This is a genomic window from Sphingomonas panaciterrae (assembly GCF_036890205.1).
GTDB classification, from domain to species: domain Bacteria; phylum Pseudomonadota; class Alphaproteobacteria; order Sphingomonadales; family Sphingomonadaceae; genus Sphingomonas; species Sphingomonas panaciterrae.
The window spans coordinates 59,477-79,313 of the sequence record NZ_JAKNQR010000002.1; the positions used below are offsets into that span (position 1 = coordinate 59,477).

The window sequence follows — 19,837 nt, forward strand, 5'->3', positions numbered from 1 at the left end:
AGTACCGTTACCATTGCTCGCCTCCAACTCGACTTGCGAACCGTGGGCCATAAACCGCTGGAAACACGCCTCGTTCCGATCCTAGTCCGCCACGGGACAACAATTGGACCAACGAAGCGCTCGTTTCATCTCGGGCCGCCGTTGCGTTCACTCTATGTTCAACACTCTTGTTCCACTCCTGTTCTACTTCGTCAAGTGGACATTGCCCTTGCATCTTCCGGCCTTTGGCGCTAACCGCGCGGCCTCAACTCCGCATGGGAAGCATCAAACCACCGGTGTGCCGGCCTTTCAGGCTCGCACCAGCCGCTTCCCAGAGGCCTAACCGGAAGGAAGAATGATCATGGCGGCACCTGTCGTCTCGATGCAGCAACTCATTGAAACCGGCGCGCACTTCGGCCACCAGACTCACCGCTGGAACCCGAAGATGAAGCCGTATCTGTTCGGCGATCGCAACGGCGTTCACATCATCGACCTGTCGCAGACGGTGCCGCTTTTCGCACGCGCGCTGGAGTTCATCAGCTCGACCGTCGCGTCGGGTGGCAAGGTTCTGTTCGTCGGCACCAAGCGTCAGGCGCAGGAGCCGGTCGCAGAAGCAGCGCGCCGCTCGGGTCAGCATTTCGTCAACCATCGCTGGCTGGGGGGCATGCTCACCAACTGGAAGACGATTTCTAACTCGATCAAGCGCTTGAAGGCGCTCGAAGAGCAGCTGTCGGGCGACACGCATGGCCTGACCAAGAAGGAAGTGCTGCAACTCACCCGTGAGCGCGACAAGCTCGAAATGAGCCTGGGTGGCATTCGCGACATGGGCGGCATTCCCGACATCATGTTCGTGATCGACGCGAACAAGGAAGAGCTGGCGATCAAGGAAGCCAACACGCTGGGTATCCCGGTGGTGGCGATCCTCGACTCGAACGTCTCGCCTGACGGCATTGCCTTCCCGGTTCCCGCCAATGACGACGCTGCGCGCGCCATCCGTCTGTATTGCGAGGCAGTGGCGATCGCCGCGACCCGCGGCAACGCGGAGCAGCAGCGCCGTGGTGGTGCGGACCTGGGCGCCATGGCTGAGCCGCCGGCCGAGGAATCGCTGGGCAGCGATCCGGTCGTGCCTGCCGCTGCCACCGAAGAGTCGCGCCAGATCGACGCATAAGCGTCAGCTTCGGCAAGCTTTTCACCGTTCGTGCCGGGCTTGTCGGGGCACCATCCTTCCTTCGCTGTGCGGCGCAGATAGATGGCACTTCGACAGGTCCGGACGAACGGGTTTTCATATGAGCTGATCCTGCCGACGGGATCGATAAAGAGGACTAGGACGATGGCCGATATCACGGCAGCAATGGTCAAGGAGCTGCGCGAAAAGAGCGGCGCCGGCATGATGGACTGCAAGAAGGCGCTCAACGAGACCGGCGGCGACATGGACGCGGCGATGGACTGGCTGCGCACCAAGGGCCTCGCCGCAGCGGCGAAGAAGTCCAGCCGGACGGCAGCCGAAGGTCTGGTCGGAATCGCGGTTCGTGGCACCAAGGGCGCTGCGGTCGAGGTGAACTCGGAGACGGACTTCGTCGCCAAGAACGACCAGTTCCAGCAGTTCGTCCGCGAAGTGACGGAAATCGCGCTAGCGACCGGCGGCGACGTCGAGGCGCTCAAGGGCGAGAAGATGCCGAGCGGCAAGACGGTCGACGAGGTTCTGACGAACAACGTCGCGACCATCGGCGAGAATCAGTCGCTTCGTCGCGCAAAGACGCTCGAAGTGTCGAAGGGCGCTGTCGTCGGCTACGTCCACAATCAGCAGGCACCTGGCCTGGGCAAGATCGGCGTGCTCGTCGCGCTGGAGAGCGAAGCGGCCGATGACGTCCTTCAGGCTCTCGGCAAGCAGCTGGCGATGCACGTCGCCGCCGCTTTCCCGAAGGCGCTGAACGAAGAGGATCTCGACGAGGCGGAAATCGAACGCGAGCGCGCCATCGCGGCCGAGAAGGCAGGCGAGAGCGGCAAGCCGGCCGACATCATCGCCAAGATGGTGGAAGGCTCGATCGCCAAGTACCGCAAGGAGCACGCGCTGGTCAGCCAGCTGTTCGTGATGGACGGCAAGACCAAGATCAGCGACGTCGTGGCAAAGGCTGGCAAGGACGCCGGCACCCCGATCGTGCTGAAGGACTATGTCCGCTTCCAGCTTGGTGAAGGCATCGAGAAGGAAGCATCTGACTTCGCTGCCGAAGTCGCTGCAGCCTCGGGTGTGCCGCAGAGCAAGCAGGCCGAACCGGCCGCCTGATAGCGCGATCTGACGGCCGTTCCGCTGAAAAGCGAGTGAACGGCCATCATTCGGGTTCGCCCGCCGCTGGCTTGCTCTCATGGAGCAGGCGGCGGCGGGCGGCCCGATTTTCGTTTCCGCCGTCACCACTCTCGCCAGCGACACAGTGGTTGCGAGCCTGCAATCGCATCCCTAAGGTCCGCTCCGCTCTTCCCAAGTCACATCGGAACCCATGACCAGTCCCACGTACAAGCGTATTCTCCTGAAACTCTCGGGTGAGGTGTTGATGGGGCCGGACGGGGTGTCCATCGATCCGACGGTGACGGCCCGGGTTGCCGAGGAAATCGCTGACGTGAAGGCGGAAGGGTATGAGCTGTGCGTCGTCGTTGGCGGCGGCAACATCTTCCGGGGGCTTGCCGCGGCAGCGCAAGGGTTCGAGCGCGCAACGGCTGATTATATGGGCATGCTTGCTACGGTCATGAATGCCCTCGCGGTGCAGAACGCCCTTGAGCAGATCGGTGTCGACACCCGCGTGCAATCGGCGATCCCGATGCAGTCAGTGTGCGAGCCCTTCATCCGGCGACGCGCCGTTCGCCACCTGGAGAAGAACCGGGTTGTGATCTTCGCCGCCGGTGTTGGGTCGCCCTTCTTCACCACCGACAGCGGTGCCGCCCTACGCGCTGCCGAGATGAACTGCGATGCGCTCTTCAAGGGTACCAGCGTCGACGGCATTTACGACGCGGATCCCAAGAAGGTGGCCGGTGCATCGCGGTACGAGACGATCTCGTACAACAATGTCTTGTCCAAGAACCTGAAGGTGATGGACGCTAGTGCGGTCGCCTTGTGCCGCGATTCCAACATTCCGATCGTCGTGTTCAATATCCGGGAGCATGGCAATTTCGCTGCCGTGCTGCGAGGTGAGGGCGTATCGACGATCGTCACCAACGAACAGGAGATGATCGATGCCCGCGTATAACAAGGCGGACCTCGAGCGCCGCATGGCCGGTGCCGTTGAAGCCCTGAAGAGCGATCTGGCAGGTCTTCGCACTGGGCGTGCGTCCACCGCTTTGCTCGACCCTGTGACGGTCGAGGTCTACGGTTCGCACATGCCGCTGAACCAGGTGGCCACCGTGTCGGTGCCCGAACCCCGGATGCTCAGCGTGCAGGTGTGGGACAAGAGCAACGTCGGTCCCGTTGAAAAGGCGATCCGTTCGGCTGGCCTTGGCCTCAACCCGATCAACGATGGCACCACGCTGCGCCTGCCGATCCCCGACCTTACCGAAGAACGCCGCAAGGAACTCGCCAAGCTGGCCGGCTCTTACTCGGAGAAGGCCAAGGTTGCCGTGCGCAACGTCCGCCGCGACGGCATGGACAACCTGAAGACGGACGAGAAGAAGGGCGTCTTCGGGGAGGACGAGCGCAAGCGACACGAGACTGAGGTGCAGAAGCTGACAGACGCGACGATCGCCGAGATCGATGTGGCGGCGAGCGCGAAGGAAAAGGAAATCCTCGGAAAGTGACGGGCCTGCAGCGTCTGCTGTTGGGGGCGTGCAGGGGGCATGCCTCTGCCGCCCGAGCGTCGGGGACGTCGCGGTGAGCGTCGCACCTGTCCTCGCGAGCGGAAGCACGGCTCCGTTGCCGCGCCACGTTGCCATCATCATGGATGGCAATGGCCGTTGGGCAAAGAAGCGGCTTCTGCCGCGTGCTGCTGGCCACAAGGCAGGGGTCGAGGCCGTGCGCCGTGTGACTCGCCATGCTCGCGCCATCGGCATCGAGGCGCTGACCATCTACGCCTTTTCGTCGGAGAACTGGCGACGGCCGGCTGAAGAGGTGGGCGACCTCATGGGTCTGCTCAGGCTGTTCATCCGCAGTGACCTCGCCGAGCTGATCCGCGAGAATGTGCGGCTGAAAATCCTGGGTGATTACCGCAAATTTCCAAACGACGTGGTTGCATTGATCGACGACGCCGTCGCGCGCTGCAAGGCGAACACTGGCCCCGTGCTAGCGATTGCGCTCAATTATGGTGCGCAGGCAGAACTGGTGCGCGCTGCGCGCCGCCTGGCGGAACACAAGGCTCCTGAAGAGATTGACGCAGCCGCGATCGAGGCGGAGTTGGAAACCCGCGACCTTCCACCGCTCGACCTGCTGATCCGGACATCGGGCGAGCATCGCCTGTCCAACTTTCTGCTCTGGCAGGCGGCCTATGCCGAGTTGCTGTTCGTGGACACGCTCTGGCCCGATTTCGGCCCGGCCGATCTGGACGCGGCCGTCGCCGCCTTCGGCAATCGGCAGCGGCGGTTTGGCGGGTTGTGACGCCCCCCGACGCGAAGCTGCGAACGCCGTCCAATCTGCGGATGCGGATGATCGCGAGCGTGGTCATGATTGCGGTGGCCAGCATGGCATTGCTGTTCGGCGACATTGCATTTTGGCTGCTGGCGGTGGTCATCTCGTTGTTCATGATGGCGGAGTGGTCGGATCTGCAGAAAGCGACCGCGCGCGAGAAGCGCCTGGCGCAATATAGCCTGTCTGTCCCACTGGCGGTAATGGCGCCTGCCACCCTGGTGTTGGAAGTGCACGACTTCTTCGCCTTGGGGCTTCTGGTCGGGGCGGCGTTCTTCGTCGCCATCGTGACCCGCCGACGGTCGCTGGCGCAGGGGGTGATCTACTGCGGGTTGCCGGTGCTGGCCCTCATCTTCCTGCGACGCCAGGATGAGGGGTTGCTATGGGCATTCTGGGCATTGTCGCTCGTCTGGGCGACGGATATCGGCGCGTTCTTCGCCGGTCGCTCGATCGGCGGACCGAAGCTTGCGCCGAAGCTCTCGCCGAACAAGACATGGGCCGGGCTGATCGGTGGCATTGTCGCGGCGAGCCTGCTGGCCATCGTGCTTCACGTCCAATATGGTCTGCCATGGCGGATGACGCTTGCTACGCCGTTCCTGGCGGTTCTTGCGCAGGGAGGCGATCTATATGAAAGTTGGCTCAAAAGGCGTGCGGGCGTGAAGGATTCCGGAAACATCCTGCCTGGCCACGGCGGGCTGCTGGATCGGCTCGATGGTGTCGTGCCGGTCGCGCCTGTCGCAGCTCTCCTGGTCGTGGCGCCGTACCTTTACCGATGAGGACCGTCACGATCCTGGGCGCCACCGGCTCGATCGGCACATCGACGCTCGACCTGCTCGAACGCTCTCCCGAGATGTTCGAAGTGGTCGCGCTCACCGCCAATTGCGATGTCGAACGGCTGGCCGCCGCGGCTATTCGGACCAATGCCAAGCGTGCGGTCGTCGCGGACGAAAGATGCCTGACGGCCCTCCGCGATGCCTTGTCAGGGACTGGCGTCGAGGCTGCGGGCGGCGCTGCTGCCGTTGAGGAAGCAGCGTCGATGGACGCGGACATCACCGTCGCGGCAATCGTGGGCTGCGCGGGTTTGAAACCTGTCATGGCGGCGGTGGAGCAGGGCCGGACGCTGGCCCTCGCCAACAAGGAAGCGCTGGTCTCGGCCGGTGACGTGATGAACCGCGCCGTTCGACAGAGCGGGGCAACGTTGCTGCCGGTCGACAGCGAGCATAGCGCAATTTTCCAGTGCCTTGATGCACGGATGGCGGAGCGGGTCAGCCGCATCATCCTGACCGCCAGCGGCGGTCCGTTTCGCGATCGCTCGCTCGCGGCGATGCAGGACATCTCACCCGCGCAGGCGGTTGCGCATCCGAACTGGTCGATGGGCGCTAAGATCTCGGTTGATTCCGCAACCATGATGAACAAGGGCCTCGAGCTGATCGAGGCGTTTCACCTGTTTCCGGTGACATCCGAACAGATCGAGATTGTCGTCCACCGGCAGTCGGTGATCCATTCCATGGTGGAATATGTCGATGGGTCGGTGCTGGCCCAACTCGGCACGCCGGACATGCGCACGCCGATCGCCTGTGCGTTGGCGTGGCCGGACCGGATGCCGACACCTGGTGAGCGGCTCGACCTTATCAAGGTCGGGCGGCTCGATTTCGAAGCACCTGACGAGGAACGCTTTCCCGCTCTGCGCCTAGCGCGCGCCGCGCTTAATGAGGGCGGCGGGTCACCGGCCATCCTCAACGCTGCCAATGAAATTGCCGTCGCAGCGTTTCTTGGCGGCCGGATCAGCTACCTCGAAATTGCCGCAATCGTTTCCGATACGCTTGATCGCTTCTCCCCGGCAGTGCCCGACACGCTTGAAGCGGTCCTTGAAGTCGACCGTGAGGCGAGGGTTATTGCGGAGAAGCGTGTGAAGGGACGCGCCGCTTGATCGAATCTCCTGGCCTGCTGCTTACGCTGCTTGCCTTCGTCCTGGTCATTGGCCCGCTCGTGTTTGTGCACGAGATGGGGCACTACCTTGCCGCGCGCTGGTTCGGTGTGAAAGCCGATGCATTCTCTATCGGTTTCGGCCGCGAAATCGCCGGCTGGACCGATCGACGCGGGACGCGATGGAAGCTCGGCTGGATGCCGCTCGGTGGGTACGTCCGCTTCGCCGGGGACATGAACGCGGTGAGCCAGCCTTCCGCCGAATGGCTCGCGCTCCCCGAAGAGGAGCGAAACCAGACGTTCCAGGCAAAGCCGGTATGGCAGCGCGCGATCATCGTAGCAGCTGGGCCAGTCGTGAATTTCCTCTTGGCCATGCTGATCCTTGGCGGTTTTGCCATGGCCTATGGCGACACGCGGACACCGCCGGTTGTCGGCACGGTGCTGGAAAACAGCGCAGCCGCGCGGGCAGGGTTGCAACCCGGTGATCGCATTGTTCGGCTCGGCGATCGTGACATCCACGTCTTCGAGGACATGCTGTCGTACACCCGCATTCATCCGGCAGAGAAGACGACGGTCGCCTTCGAACGGAATGGTCAGGTTCAGACGCTCCCAGTCACGATCGGGGTGGACCAGCAGACCGACCGGTTCGGCAACAACTACCGGATCGGCATGCTCGGGATCGCACGCGGCGACCGCGTCACCGTTCCCGTGAGCTTGTTCGAGGCACCGGTGGTGGCGGTTCGACGCACCGGGGAGATCGTGTCCATGATGGTGGAAACGATCGGCCAGATCATCACCGGTCGGCGATCGGTGAAGGAATTGGGTGGGCCGCTATCGATCGCCAAGGTCTCTGGCGAACAGATCACCCTGGGCGCGGACGCCTTCGTGTTCCTGATCGCCTTGGTGTCCATCAACCTTGGGTTCATCAACCTGCTGCCAGTTCCGATGCTGGATGGCGGACACCTGCTGTTCTATGCCATTGAGGCGGTCCGTCGTAAGCCGGTCGGGCCCGAGGTGCAGGAATGGGCATTTCGCGGAGGGCTGGCGGCAATTCTCGGCCTGATGTTGCTGGTGACCTTCAATGATCTGGGAAATTTCGGACTGTGGCAAAGTCTCGCAAGCTTGATCGGCTAACGATTCAAGGGCAGGGCGCGTGCAGGGGCTTGTTTGGGCTTACCGGGGTGGAATGGTGACTATTTTGAACACTTCGTTTGCTCGACCGCGCGCTGCGGCCATGCTGCTCGGCTGCACGATGCTGACCGGCATTCCGTCGATCGCGCTCGCGCAAGGTGCGCCCGCTACGGCCCAGCCGGGTGCGGCGGCTCAGCAGCAGGTCGCGCCGGCGCCCAGCGCTACGCCGGTGGAGCGGACGGTTCGCTCGCTCCGAGTCGAAGGCTCGCAGCGTATCGAGCCCGATACGGCGCTCAGCTACACGAAGCTGCGGATCGGACAGCCGTACACCAACGAGTCGCTCGATCAGGCGATCAAGGATCTGTACGCCAGCGACCTGTTCGCCGATGTGACCGTCGCAGGGGCGGAGTCCGGCGACATAGTGCTTCGGGTGCGTGAGAACCCGATCATCAACCGCGTGATCCTGGAGGGCAACAAGCGCCTCAAGGACGACAAGATCACGAAGGAAATCAAGCTTAAGCCGCGGCAGGTCTTCACCCGCAGTGCCGTGCGTCAGGACGTAGCGCGTATTGTCGAGCTTTATCGCCGCCAGGGCCGGTTCGGCGCTAGTGTCGAGCCGAAGATGGTGTCGCTTGATCAGAACCGCGTCGACGTGGTGTTCGAGATCAGCGAAGGGCCCAAGTCCAAGGTTCGTCAGATCAACATCATCGGCAACGAGGTGTTCGACGACGACAAGCTGCGCGAGCAGATGGCAACGAAACAGGCGCGCTTTTTCCGCCTGCTGTCGTCCAACACGACCTATGATCAGGACCGACTGGCCTATGACCAGCAGAAGCTGCGCCAGTTCTATCTGACCGAAGGCTATGCCGACTTCCGCGTCACGAGCGCAGTGGCCGAGCTGACGCCGGACAAGGAAGACTTCATCATCACCTATGTGGTGGAGGAGGGGCCCCGCTATAAATTCGGCGACATCACGGTCGACAGCGACATCCGCGACTTCGACGACAAGGCGCTGGCGAAGACGCTGCCGCTGAAGAAGGGTGATTGGTACAACGCCAAGCTGGTCGAGGACACGGTCGACAGCCTCAGCCAGACCACGGGTCTGTTCGGCTACGCCTTTACCGAGATCAGCCCTGAGTTCCAGCGCGATCGCGACTCGCTGACCATGTCGATCAACTTCCACATCGGCGAGGCGAAGCGCACCTACGTCGAGCGAATCGACATCACCGGCAATACGCAGACTCAGGACAAGGTGATCCGCCGCGAGATCCGTCTCGCGGAAGGTGACGCGTTCAACAGCTTCCAGGTGCGGCGTTCGCAGGACCGCATCAACAGCCTTGGATTCTTCCAGGACAAGTTCGAGATCAAGCAGACCCCGGGGTCTGCGCCGGATCGCGTCATCCTGGGCGCCAACGTCGAAGAGCGCGCCACGGGCGAACTGCAGCTCTCCGCGGGCTTCTCCAGCCTCGAGCGCTTCATCCTTCAGTTCAACCTGACGCAGCGCAACTTCCGCGGCAAGGGCCAGGAACTGCGCTTCGGCGTCAACTATTCTAGTTATTCGAAGTCGGTCGAGCTCGGCTTCACCGAGCCTTATCTGTTCGACAAGAACATCGCCGTCGGCGTCGATGTGTTCCGGCGCGACTTCAACGCGTTCAACTTCGTCAACAACCGCCGCGAAACCACTTATAGCCAGGTGTCCACCGGCTTCCAGGTTCGTGCCGGCGTGCCGCTGACCGAATATTGGTCGCTCTCGGCACGTTACGGGCTGTCGTATGATGAGGTGACGCTGGATCGTACCGCGTTCTTCCGCGATGGTCAGTGCGATCCACTGCTCGCGGGTCGCTATCTCTGCGACGCTCTGGGCAATCGTCTGACGTCGTCGGTCGGTTATTCGCTGATCTACGACAGCCTGAACAGCCGCCTGCGGCCGTCGGCGGGGCAGCGCTTTACCTTCAGCCAGGACTTCGCCGGGCTGGGTGGTGACGTGAAGTACCTGCGGACGCGCGCTGACGCGGCGAAATATTGGGGCATCGGCGGCGGGTTCATTCTCTCGGCGCTCGCTGAAGGCGGCTACATTCACGCGCTTGAAAGCAGCCCGCGTCCCGGCGTAGATCCGATCCGAATTACCGACCGCTTCTATCTGGGTGAGCCGCAGTTCCGCGGCTTCGACATCCGCGGCGTCGGCCCGCGCGTGCTGCGCCAGTATTTCACGACCGACGCCAACGGCGCGCAGGTCCTGATCACCGATCGCGACCAGATCATCGACGACGCGCTGGGCGGCAAAGCCTATTATCTTGGCCGCATCGAACTCGAGATCCCGTTGGGTTCGGGCGCGCGCGAGCTGGGCCTGCGTCCGTCCGTTTATGTGCAGGCCGGCAGTCTGTTCAATATCACACGACCGGAACCGACCGCGGTATTCCCGACCACCACGGATGCGAACGGCAACACCGTCGTCTTGCCGCTTCCGCTCAAGGACGCCGCGGGCAACCCGCTCTACTTCTACTCGACGCCGGCCGGTGCGAACGTCTCGACCACCTGCGCCGCCGGTATTCCGGATGGCAGCGGCGGTTGTAACGGCATCATCCCGAACTCGCCGCAGATCGCGTCTCAGCCCTTTGTCGAGACCTTCCTCGGCAATTCCGCAAAGCCGCGTCTGTCGATCGGTTTTGGTGTGAACTGGACGTCGCCGTTCGGTCCGCTTCGCATCGACGTCGCCCGCGCTCTCATCAAGCAGCGCGGCGATGACCCCAAGCTTATCACTTTCAACGTAGGGACTCAGTTCTGATGACCAAGTTCAAGCTCATGCTGATGGCTGCCGCGATCGCAGTCCCCGGTACGTTTGCTGCCGGCGGCGCCGCTGCGCAGGTGTCCGGCATCGCTGTCGCGAACCCGGAACAGGCCGTCGCCAATTCGAAGGCGTGGACTGCGGCTCGCGCACAGATCCAATCGACGTACAAGACTCAGCTGGATCAGGCGAACACGCGCCGCAACGCGATTCAGGCCGAATTGCAGCCGCTCGTGACCGCATATCAGACGGCAGCGCGCGCGCCCGGCGCGACCGAAGCATCGCTGCGTCCGCAGGCGCAGGCGATCCAGACCAAGCAGCAGGCAGCGCAGCAGGAACTCACCCGCCTGACGCAGCCGGCGCAGCGCGCAGAGGCCTATGCCATCGAGCAGATCAGCGCGAAGCTGAACGACGCCGTTCAGGCCGCCGTGCGCGCCCGCAACGTGTCGTTGCTGCTGCGTCCCGAAGCTGCGCTCTTCGCCCAGCCGGCCGCTGACATCACCTCGTCGATCACCGCTGAGCTCGACAAGGCAGTGCCGAGCGTCGGGATCACCCCACCGGCGAATTGGCAGCCGGGCGGCCAGGGCCAGCAGGGCGCCGCACCGGCTCCTGCTGCGCAGACGCAGGGCCGCTGAGCCAGCTCGGGATGACCGACGTGCAGACCAAGGCCGCCATCGGCCCGCTAGATGTGACGCGGGTAATGGCGGCGCTGCCGCATCGCTATCCGATGCTGCTCGTCGACCGGGTCGAAAAGCTCGTGCCTGATCAGTCGATCGTCGCGATCAAGGCGGTGACGATCAACGAAGGCTTCTTCCAGGGGCATTTCCCCGGTCGGCCGATCATGCCAGGCGTGTTGATCGTCGAGGCGCTCGCACAGGCGGCGGGCGTGCTTGCGGTCGAAAGCCTTGGCCTCGCCGGCACGGGTAAGCTGGTCTATTTCATGTCGATCGACGGCGTGAAGTTCCGGAAGCCGGTCGAACCCGGTGTCTTGCTTCGGCTGGAAGTCAGCTTCGTTCAAAAGCGTGCGCGGGTGTGCAAGTTCGCGGGACGTGCCTTGATCGAAGGCGAGCTGGCGGCCGAGTGTGAGTTCACCGCCATGATCGCGGATCCACCTGCGGCCTGATCGGCAGCGACCATAGCAATGATTGCGTGGGCCGCGCTCCTCTGTTAAGCGCGCCGCTTCCTTTCGGCTGGTCGGTAACCAGCCACGTCGGAGATTGAGTTGTGAAGAAAGATATCCACCCCGATTACCACATGATCAAGGTCCAGATGACGGACGGCACGGTGTACGAAACCCGCTCCACCTGGGGCAAGGAAGGCGACACCATGACGCTCGAAATCGATCCGCTGGCGCATCCGGCATGGACCGGTGGCAAGGGCCAGATGCTCGACACCGGCGGTCAGGTGGCGCGCTTCAACAAGCGCTTCGGTGGCGGACTTACGCTTCGCAAGTAACCTCCACCTGCTGATCGCAGGAGCCGCGACTTTTCGTCTCGGCTGACATATGGGCCGGCACCTTTGATGGGCCGGCCCTTTTATTTTGTGCACAATCGCTTGTCGGAGATGACAACGCAGTGGCGCTTGTCTTGATCGCAGGATAGGAGAGCCGTCCCCGGACGGGTGGCCGAGTGGTTTAAGGCAGCGGTCTTGAAAACCGCCGTAGGTTTACGCTTACCGTGGGTTCGAATCCCACCCCGTCCGCCATCACGTTGCGTCGCCGAGGTCGACGCGCCTGCAGCCCGCTACGACCAGCTTGTCGCGCGGCGGATCGCTTGGTCGACCGGCACGTCGTGCAGCCTGCGATAGCGCGCTTCGACAAGGGTGAATAACCCAAATGCGAGCAGGCCTGCGCTGATGATCACGTCAAAGGGGCTGCTGAGCCATGCGAGGACACGCGCCATGCCGCCGGCCTCGTCTGCCTGGCCTTCCATTCCGGCGCGAACAAGGAAGTAGCCGCTGATCAAGAACACCAAACCACGCGCGGCGTAGCCGGCACGACCGCACCATTGCACCCAGGGACGGCGGGCAATCGATGGGTCAATGTAGCGCAGGAATGATCCCTTCACCGCTTTCATGAGCTGTACTGCGGCGACCGCGAGCAGGATGATGCCGCCCACGATGACGAGTGCCCATCCACCCGGCATCTGCAGGGCAGTCTGTGTGCCTTCCTGCGTACCGTCACCCGAAAGCGCCACGCCGCGCATCAGACGGACCGATTGCCAGCTGAAGAAAAGGTGCACGACACCGCTGGCTCCGGCCCCCAGCCGCTCGAAAACGCCTCTACGGTCTGATCCGTGGCGTTCGAGGTCAAAGGCGGCATCGCTCAGCCTCCATATGCCGTAGGCGGCGAGTCCCGCCGCCATCACGCCCAGCAGGAATTGGCCGCCGCCTTCGCGAAGATATTCCAGCGCGCCGCTCTGGTCTTCTGCCCGCCCGGTACGCAGGACCAGCACCGCGATGACGATGTATAGCAGTCCCCGCGCCGCGAAGCCGATCCGGGTCAGGGTAGTCAGGCGCGCATTGGCGTTCATGTGAAGCTCCTCACGGTGCCAAACAGCAGTGAAGTGTGAACGTTCCTGCGTTGGATCATGGCCCTTCGAAAATGATGCTGGTGCCAAGTTACAGCGCCCTTGCGTCAAAGGTGTTGAGCTTCGTCTGGAGCAGGTGGCAAAGCCCGGGGACGCCTCTCCTTTGCCGCACCAGCAAAACGCCAAGTATTTGCGGTATCAAGGGAACTACTGTGATCCCGCGAGCGCTGTGGAGGCACGTTTTGCTGGAGCTTCCCCATGCCCGATACCGACCGTCGCACCTTTGTTGCCGGTGTTGCCGCACTGTCGGCCGCGTCCGCGACGTCGGCAGCAGCGCAGGAGAGCAATTCGCGGCCAGCTGCGATGACCCCGGCAGCCGCGGCCTATCCCAAGCCGCCGTTCCCGGTTCAGCGGCAACCTTGGCCCGGCCTGGCATCGAAGATGACGCCCCGGCCGGACCACGGCGAGCAGAGCTACAAGGGCTCGGGCAAATTGGCGGGCAAGAAGGCGCTGATCACCGGAGGCGACAGCGGCATCGGTCGTGCGGCCGCGATCGCCTACGCGCGCGAGGGCGCCGACGTGGCGATCAACTATCTGCCGGCCGAGGAGCCGGACGCTCGTGAAGTCGTAGCGCTGATCGCGGCGGAAGGTCGGAAAGCCGTTGCGATCCCTGGCGATTTGCGTGACGAACGGTTTTGCCGCCGCCTGGTCGAACAAGCGGCCGCGCAACTCGGCGGGCTCGATATCCTCGTCAACAATGCCGCCCGACAGCAAACGCGTCCTACGATCGCCGACATATCCAGCCAGGATTTCGACGATACGATGAAGACCAACGTCTACGCGCCATTCTGGCTGACCAAGGCAGCACTGGAGAAGATGGGTCCCGGCGCTGTCATCGTGAATACGTCATCTGAACAGGCGGGCGATCCGTCCAAAGATATTGTTGACTATGCGATGACCCGGGCGGCGGTCCTGAACTTCACCAAGGGAATGGCAAAGCAGCTGGCGTCACGCGGTATCCGCGTCAACGCGGTTGCCCCGGGGCCTTTCTGGACACCGCTCCAGGTGAGCGGCGGCGCCACTCCGGAGAAGCAACGCACCTTTGGCGCGAGCGCGCCGCTCGGCCGACCGGGGCAACCGGCGGAAATCGCGGCACTTTACGTAGCTGCCGCCGATCCAGCACTCAGTTTCTCCACCGGTCAGATATTCGGGGCGAGCGGCGGCAATGGACAGCCGGCCTGAGGCACAGTCATGATTGAGGTGGAGACACTACAGGCGGCTATCGCCCATCTTCAGCGATTTCGTGCCAACCTGTACGATGAGGACGAGGTGGATGTGGAGAGCGGCTTGCGTGCGGCCGATCTGGATATCGTGCTGGCCGCGGCCGAGCGTCAGCTGGAGTCAGATCGGCTCACTGCGGCGGGGTAGCGGCCAGCAGTTACTACCATCCAAGCGTTCTCTATAAGTAAGCCGCTGATGGTCGAGCACATCCTCTACAGCTTTCGACGTTGCCCCTATGCCATGCGTGCGCGGCTTGCGCTGTCGGCCAGCGGCATTCGCTACGAAGTGCGCGAGGTTCGGCTGTCCAAGAAGCCGGAAGAGCTGATCGCGGCTTCGTCCAAGGGAACGGTGCCCGTACTGCAGCGGTCCGATGGCGTGGTGATCGATGAAAGCCTCGCGATCATGCGCTGGGCGTTGGCCGAGAATGATCCGCAAGAGTGGCTTGAGCGGGATGGCCCTGCGCTGATCGACGCGAATGACACGGCCTTCAAACATGATCTCGATTGGTACAAATATCCCGATCGCCACGGGTCTGATCCGATCGCGCACCGCGACAATGGCCTGGGCTTTCTCCGTCAGCTTGAGGCGCGTCTCGCCAGGCACGAGCAGCTTTGCGGGAATGCGCCGGGGTTGGCGGATGCGGCGATCATGCCGTTCGTCCGACAGTTTGCGGCCGTCGACCCAAGTTGGTTCGCTACGCTCCCGCTGTCCAAGGTGAAGGCGTGGCTGGCGCAGCATCTCGCCTCCGAGACGTTCGAGCGGATCATGTTCCGTCTTCCGCCCTGGTCGCCCGGTGACGTGCCGGTCATCGTGAATGGCGCCGGATCGTAGCGATCCAGATGGCACAAGGGCACAGATCCGCGGCGAGGGAAGGGTGCGGTGACTTGTGCCGCAGCAACGACAATTGCCGGTTCCGCCGAACTGGTGGCTGTGCCACACAGAGGTGGTGCACGTTTCCAACTTCATCGTTCGTCTCTCGTCCCTGGCAGCTTGTGCAGGTGCACTTGCCGTGGCGACACCCGCCGTCGCCCAAGACGAGACAGGCTTTCAGGCCTATCTGCCGCAGCTTCGGGCGCAGGCGATCCGCGAGGGCGTTCGCCCGGCGACGGTGGACTCCGTCCTTCCCACGCTGACGTACAATGCGCGGGTCGTAGAGCTCGATCGTGGACAGCCGGGAAACCCGCAATCAACCCGCATCCCCCCGTTCGCGCCGTACAAGGCGCGGCATGTCGATGCCGCGCGCATCGGACGCGGGCAGAAGGCCTATGCGGCCAATCGGGCAAAGCTGTCGCGGGTCGAGGCCACGACCGGCGTCCCCGAATCGATCATGGTCGCGATCTGGGGCCATGAGACGAATTACGGTAGTTATACCGGCAACTTCGACCTGCTCCGCAGCCTCGCGACGCTCGCCTACGAAGGGCGTCGGCGGCAGTTGTTCGCGGGCGAGTTCGTCGCGACGCTCAAGATCATGGATCGCGGCATCCCGCGCGAGACGTTGAAGGGAAGCTGGGCAGGGGCCACCGGCAATCCGCAGTTCCTGCCCTCCATGTACCTGCGCCTCGCTGTCGACGGGGACGGCGACGGACGGGTCGACATATGGAACAGCCAGGCCGACACGCTGGCATCGATCGGCAATTACCTGCTGAACGCCGGCTGGCGGGCGGGGCAGCCCTGGGGCTTTGCCGTATCCGTCCCAGCGAGCTTCAATCGCGCGACGCTGACCAACCGCTTGGTGTCCCCGCGGTGTCCGCGCGTGTTCGAGCGTCACAGCAACTGGCGCACGATGGCGGAATGGCGCGCGGCCGGAATCATGCCGCAGGGCCGAAGCTGGCCAGCGGACGATGTGCTGGCAACCCTGATGGAGCCTGATGGCCCGGGACAGACGGCCTATTTGCTGACCAGCAACTATCGTGTCATCCTGGACTATAATTGTTCCAATTTCTACGCGCTGTCCGTGGGGCTGCTGGCCGATGCGGTCGAACGCTAGGCCCCTTGTCGGGTCGTTGATGCTCGGGCTGGCGTATCCTGCAACGGCGATGGGCCTGCAGGATGCGCCTAGCAATCGGGAAGCGGGGGCATCGCGTCCTCCTCTGCCGCCCGAAGCCGGACAGGCGGAAGGCCCGGTCGGCACCTCAGGCGCAGGTCCGGCACGCTACGATCGCGTCGGCTACGCCCGCATGGCCCAGGGGGTCGGCGCCACCGACACCGCGTTGACGGCGGGAGCGGGGACGGGGGTGACGACGCACGCGACATTGGCCCCGGGCAGCGCGGTGGAGATCACTTCGCTGGATACTGGCCGCACCATCGTCACCCGGGTCGCTGAGCGGTCCACCTTGCCGGCAGGTGTCGAGATCATCCTCTCCCCAGAAGCGGCCCGGATGCTCGCGCTGTCGCAAGAAGGGACGTCGGCGGTTCGGGTGCGCGGCGTCACGCCTCAGGGAAGCCTCGCCGGCGGCGGATCAGCAGCGCAGCTGGATGCGCCGCCAGCATTATTGGCGGCGCTTCGGCGGCAATTGCCCGCTGCTCAGGCGCGTCCTGCAACGGTTCCTCCGGTCAGCCGTTCCGAACCCATTGCGGCCCGAGCGCTGCCACTTGCGGCAGCTGCGCCGCCCCCCTCACCAAATGGTCGGTCCTACGCCGTGCAGGTGGCCGCGCTGAGCAACCAGGCGCGCGCCGAGGCGATCGCCAAGCAGTTGGGCGGTACTGCCCAGCGCGGCGGCGCGCTGTTCCGGATCCGTCTTGGCCCATTTTCGTCGCGCATCGACGCCGAACGGGCGCGTGACGCCGCCGTTCGCCGCGGCTATGGCGATGCTGCCATCATCGTTCAGCCCTGATTTCACCGAGTAGAGCGTCCATGACCAAGCTAATGTCCTACCTGGCCGTGCCCGCAATTGCGCTGTCGGTCGCCTATCCCTCCGTTGCCGCTGCGCCGCAGTTCCAGACCGTGGCGCCGGTTGCCTTCATGAAGGATCTGTCGTCGGGCGCCGTGCTATTCGCCAAGGACGCCGATCGCCGGATGCCACCCGCCTCGATGGCGAAGATGATGACGGCCTATGTCATCTTCGACATGATCAAGCGCGGCGACCTGAAGCTGGATCAGGAGTTCGAAGTTCGCCCGGAGACCTGGCGCAAGTGGCATGGCCCGTCGGCGGGCTCGACCATGTTCCTGTCGCCGGGCGAGAAGGTTTCGGTCGAGAACCTGCTGTACGGCGTGGTGGTCCTGTCGGGCAACGATGCGTGTGTCGTCCTGGCCGAGGGTGTTTCGGGCACCGAGGAAGCGTTCGTCCAGCGGATGAACGAGGCGGCGCAGAAGCTCGGCCTCAGCAACAGCCATTTTGGCAACTCGAACGGCTGGCCTGACAATGGCGTCACCTATGTCACGGCGCGCGACCTCGCGAAGCTGGCCGGTGCGACGATCGAGGAGCATCCCAAGCTCTACAAGCAATTCTATTCGCGGCGTGAATTCACTTGGGGCAAGACGCTGGGCTCGGGGAACGCGATCACCCAGGCCAATCGTGACCCGCTGCTGGGGCGCGTGGCCGGCGCCGATGGCCTGAAGACCGGTCATACCGAGGAAGCGGGCTATGGCTTCACCGGATCGGCGGAACAGAACGGTCGACGTCTGGTGATGGTCCTGGCCGGGCTCAATACCTTTAATCAGCGTGCGAGCGAGTCAGTCCGCTTCATGGATTGGGGCTTCCGCGCCTGGCAGGCAAAACCGGTCGTGAAGCAGGGGCGCAAGGTGGCAGACGCTGCCGTGCAACTGGGCGATTCCTCCACTGTAGGGCTGGTCGCCCCGCGTGACCTGAAGGTTGCGCTTCCGGCGGGTGCGGTGCCGGCGATGAATGCGAAGGTGGTGTATCAGGGCCCGATCAAGGCGCCGATCAAGGCGGGGACGCATGTCGCCGACCTGGTCGTGACCTCGCCCGGATTGCCCGAGCAGGTTCTGCCCTTGGTCGCCGAGACCGATGTCGAGGAAGCCGGCTTCTTCGGTCGCGCCTGGGCCGGGCTCACTGGACTGTTCAGTTGAGCGGGCGCTTCCTCTCGCTTGAGGGCGGAGAGGGGGCGGGGAAGTCGACGCAGGTACGGGCGCTCGCCTCCGCGCTGAAGGCGCGTGGTCTTTCGGTGCTTGTGACGAGGGAACCCGGCGGCAGCGAAGGTGCGGAGGCCATCCGCGCGCTGCTGATGCAGGGCGATGTGGCCCGCTGGAGCGCGCATGCCGAAACCCTGCTGTTCGCCGCTGCCCGCGCCGATCACGTCGAAAAGGTCATCCGCCCTGCTCTGGAAGCGGGGACGTGGGTGATCACCGATCGATTCATCGATTCGACGCGCGCCTATCAGGGCGTCGCCGGGGGCATTGATGACGCCGCGATCCTCGCGCTGCACGGCTTCGGGACGCGAGGGCTGTTGCCGGACCGGACCTTCGTGCTCGACGTGCCGGTTGCGGAGGGTGCGCGTCGCGCCGCCATGCGCGACGGCGAGATGGCGGACCGCTTCGCCATGCGCGGGGAGCACTTCCACGCCAATGTGGCACGCGCCTTCCGCAGCTTTGCGTCGCGGGAACCCGGACGGTTCCGCATCGTGGATGCCAACCGGGCGACGGGCGACGTGACCGCCATGCTGCTGGCGGAGCTGAGCGACCTGCTGCCGTGAGCCGGGTGCGCGGCAATGCGGCGGCGCAAGCGCTTTTCCGGTCCGCGATGGATGGCGGAACGCTGCACCACGCCTGGCTGCTCACCGGCCCGCAGGGAGTTGGCAAGTCGACCTTCGCGCGCGAGGCTGCGACCAGCCTGTTGAGCGAAGCCGCACGGGACCTGGGTGGCGCGCGAACCCGTGCCCTCATCGAGGCGGGGTCGCACCCTGATTTCCGCGTGCTGGAGCGGTTGCCAAAGGACGGCAAGCCCGACGCCGAATTAGCGCGCAGCATCACGATTTCTCAGGTGCGCAGCCTCAATCCCCTGTTCGCGACCACGCCATCGTTGAGCTCGCGGCGGGTCATCCTGATCGATGCGGTCGACGATCTCGAGCGGTCGGGCGCGAACGCATTGCTGAAAAATTTGGAGGAGCCGCCCGCCGGCACGATCTTCCTGCTGATCAGCCACGCGCCGGGGCGGCTTCTGCCGACGATTCGGTCGCGGTGCCGGCTGCTCCGGTTCGAGCCGCTGGATCGGAAAGACATGGCCGCAGCCCTCGACGCCCTTCTGCCAGAAGCGACATCGGACGAGCGTGACACCCTGATCCGTGTCGGGATGGGCTCACCGGGGCGGGCGCTTCGCTTCGCCGGGCTGGGGCTCGAGAAGATCGACGAGGCGCTGCAACGCATCGCGCGAGACGGGGATCGCGACAATGCAGAACGGGTTCGCTTGATGCGCGCGCTTTCGCTGAAGGCCGCGCAGCCGCGCTACGAAGCATTCCTTGATCGTGTTCCCACCTTCCTCGCGGAGCAGGCGCCGTATCGTAGCGGTCAGGCGCTGCGTACTGCACTGGACGCCTATGATGATGCCCGGCGGATCGCCTCGAGTGCGCGCGCCTTGTCGCTCGACGCGGGGGGGACGGTGTTTGAACTGGCAGGGGTGGTCGCGCGGCTCGCGCGGGGGTAGAGGC

General features: G+C 64.1%; 21 protein-coding genes and 1 tRNA gene. 21 read left to right on the forward strand and 1 reads right to left on the reverse strand.

Translation table 11 applies throughout. From position 1 onward, the window contains the following. Positions 1-340: 340 nt before the first annotated feature. The 13 genes from rpsB (at position 341) to L8F96_RS07195 (ending at position 12,128) form a co-directional block, all read left to right on the forward strand. Positions 341-1,147 (forward strand): 30S ribosomal protein S2, encoded by an 807-nt coding sequence (rpsB, locus tag L8F96_RS07135; protein WP_046410551.1) that lies wholly within the window; start codon positions 341-343, stop codon positions 1,145-1,147. A gap of 162 nt (positions 1,148-1,309) precedes the next feature. Further along, on the forward strand, positions 1,310-2,263 hold the full coding sequence (gene tsf / locus L8F96_RS07140) for a translation elongation factor Ts (protein ID WP_125944931.1): 954 nt from the start codon (positions 1,310-1,312) through the stop codon (positions 2,261-2,263). A 211-nt stretch (positions 2,264-2,474) separates the two neighbouring features. After that, positions 2,475-3,218 carry a UMP kinase gene (gene pyrH / locus L8F96_RS07145; RefSeq protein WP_046410554.1) on the forward strand — a complete coding sequence of 248 codons (744 nt, stop codon included), beginning with the start codon at positions 2,475-2,477 and terminating at the stop codon, positions 3,216-3,218. Continuing rightward, positions 3,205-3,762, forward strand: a complete 558-nt coding sequence (gene frr, locus L8F96_RS07150; RefSeq protein WP_046410555.1) for a ribosome recycling factor — start codon at positions 3,205-3,207, stop codon at positions 3,760-3,762. The genes pyrH and frr overlap by 14 nt, the downstream gene beginning before the upstream one ends. Positions 3,763-3,835: 73 nt before the next feature. Continuing rightward, positions 3,836-4,555 (forward strand): isoprenyl transferase, encoded by a 720-nt coding sequence (locus tag L8F96_RS07155; RefSeq protein ID WP_281277152.1) that lies wholly within the window; start codon positions 3,836-3,838, stop codon positions 4,553-4,555. Positions 4,556-4,596: 41 nt separating this feature from the next. Next, positions 4,597-5,358, forward strand: coding sequence for a phosphatidate cytidylyltransferase (locus tag L8F96_RS07160; protein WP_046411727.1), 762 nt, complete (start codon positions 4,597-4,599; stop codon positions 5,356-5,358). Then, complete coding sequence (locus L8F96_RS07165) at positions 5,355-6,512, forward strand: 1-deoxy-D-xylulose-5-phosphate reductoisomerase (protein ID WP_334655660.1); 1,158 nt, start codon at positions 5,355-5,357, stop codon at positions 6,510-6,512. Before L8F96_RS07160 ends, L8F96_RS07165 begins: the two co-directional genes overlap by 4 nt. Continuing rightward, complete coding sequence (gene rseP / locus L8F96_RS07170) at positions 6,509-7,642, forward strand: RIP metalloprotease RseP (RefSeq protein WP_136451181.1); 1,134 nt, start codon at positions 6,509-6,511, stop codon at positions 7,640-7,642. Before L8F96_RS07165 ends, rseP begins: the two co-directional genes overlap by 4 nt. A gap of 52 nt (positions 7,643-7,694) precedes the next feature. Next, positions 7,695-10,424, forward strand: a complete 2,730-nt coding sequence (gene bamA, locus L8F96_RS07175) for an outer membrane protein assembly factor BamA (RefSeq protein WP_334655661.1) — start codon at positions 7,695-7,697, stop codon at positions 10,422-10,424. Continuing rightward, on the forward strand, positions 10,424-11,059 hold the full coding sequence (locus tag L8F96_RS07180) for an OmpH family outer membrane protein (RefSeq protein WP_241212537.1): 636 nt from the start codon (positions 10,424-10,426) through the stop codon (positions 11,057-11,059). Before bamA ends, L8F96_RS07180 begins: the two co-directional genes overlap by 1 nt. An 11-nt stretch (positions 11,060-11,070) precedes the next feature. After that, the gene (gene fabZ, locus L8F96_RS07185) at positions 11,071-11,547 is read left to right on the forward strand and encodes a 3-hydroxyacyl-ACP dehydratase FabZ (RefSeq protein WP_334655662.1); all 477 of its coding nucleotides are present in this window, start codon (positions 11,071-11,073) and stop codon (positions 11,545-11,547) included. Between the two features lie 101 nt (positions 11,548-11,648). Further along, entirely contained in the window at positions 11,649-11,879 is a 231-nt protein-coding gene (rpmE, locus tag L8F96_RS07190) for a 50S ribosomal protein L31 (RefSeq protein WP_046410564.1), read from the forward strand. Positions 11,880-12,038: 159 nt separating this feature from the next. Beyond that, positions 12,039-12,128: transfer RNA gene (locus L8F96_RS07195), tRNA-Ser, on the forward strand. A gap of 38 nt (positions 12,129-12,166) precedes the next feature. Here the strand turns inward: L8F96_RS07195 and L8F96_RS07200 are convergent. Continuing rightward, a complete protein-coding gene (locus tag L8F96_RS07200; protein ID WP_296220151.1) occupies positions 12,167-12,955 on the reverse strand; it encodes a DUF1206 domain-containing protein in 789 nt (262 codons plus the stop codon). Between the two features lie 255 nt (positions 12,956-13,210). On the opposite strand from L8F96_RS07200, the gene L8F96_RS07205 reads away from it, so the two are divergent. The 8 genes from L8F96_RS07205 to L8F96_RS07240 all read left to right on the forward strand — a co-directional run bounded on the left by L8F96_RS07205 (position 13,211) and on the right by L8F96_RS07240 (position 19,833). Beyond that, complete coding sequence (locus L8F96_RS07205) at positions 13,211-14,194, forward strand: SDR family oxidoreductase (protein ID WP_206430516.1); 984 nt, start codon at positions 13,211-13,213, stop codon at positions 14,192-14,194. A 9-nt stretch (positions 14,195-14,203) separates the two neighbouring features. After that, the gene (locus tag L8F96_RS07210) at positions 14,204-14,380 is read left to right on the forward strand and encodes a hypothetical protein (protein ID WP_156167270.1); all 177 of its coding nucleotides are present in this window, start codon (positions 14,204-14,206) and stop codon (positions 14,378-14,380) included. A gap of 48 nt (positions 14,381-14,428) precedes the next feature. Further along, a complete protein-coding gene (locus L8F96_RS07215; RefSeq protein WP_334655663.1) occupies positions 14,429-15,064 on the forward strand; it encodes a glutathione S-transferase in 636 nt (211 codons plus the stop codon). Between the two features lie 133 nt (positions 15,065-15,197). Further along, positions 15,198-16,220 (forward strand): lytic murein transglycosylase, encoded by a 1,023-nt coding sequence (locus L8F96_RS07220; protein ID WP_417158956.1) that lies wholly within the window; start codon positions 15,198-15,200, stop codon positions 16,218-16,220. Between the two features lie 19 nt (positions 16,221-16,239). Further along, positions 16,240-17,067: an SPOR domain-containing protein gene (locus tag L8F96_RS07225; RefSeq protein ID WP_334655664.1), complete on the forward strand. Its 828-nt coding sequence runs from the start codon at positions 16,240-16,242 to the stop codon at positions 17,065-17,067. Between the two features lie 32 nt (positions 17,068-17,099). Beyond that, positions 17,100-18,263, forward strand: coding sequence for a D-alanyl-D-alanine carboxypeptidase family protein (locus L8F96_RS07230; protein WP_417158957.1), 1,164 nt, complete (start codon positions 17,100-17,102; stop codon positions 18,261-18,263). Then, complete coding sequence (gene tmk, locus L8F96_RS07235) at positions 18,260-18,886, forward strand: dTMP kinase (RefSeq protein ID WP_082103112.1); 627 nt, start codon at positions 18,260-18,262, stop codon at positions 18,884-18,886. The genes L8F96_RS07230 and tmk overlap by 4 nt, the downstream gene beginning before the upstream one ends. Further along, complete coding sequence (locus L8F96_RS07240) at positions 18,883-19,833, forward strand: AAA family ATPase (protein ID WP_334655665.1); 951 nt, start codon at positions 18,883-18,885, stop codon at positions 19,831-19,833. The genes tmk and L8F96_RS07240 overlap by 4 nt, the downstream gene beginning before the upstream one ends. The last annotated feature ends 4 nt before the right edge of the window (positions 19,834-19,837 follow it).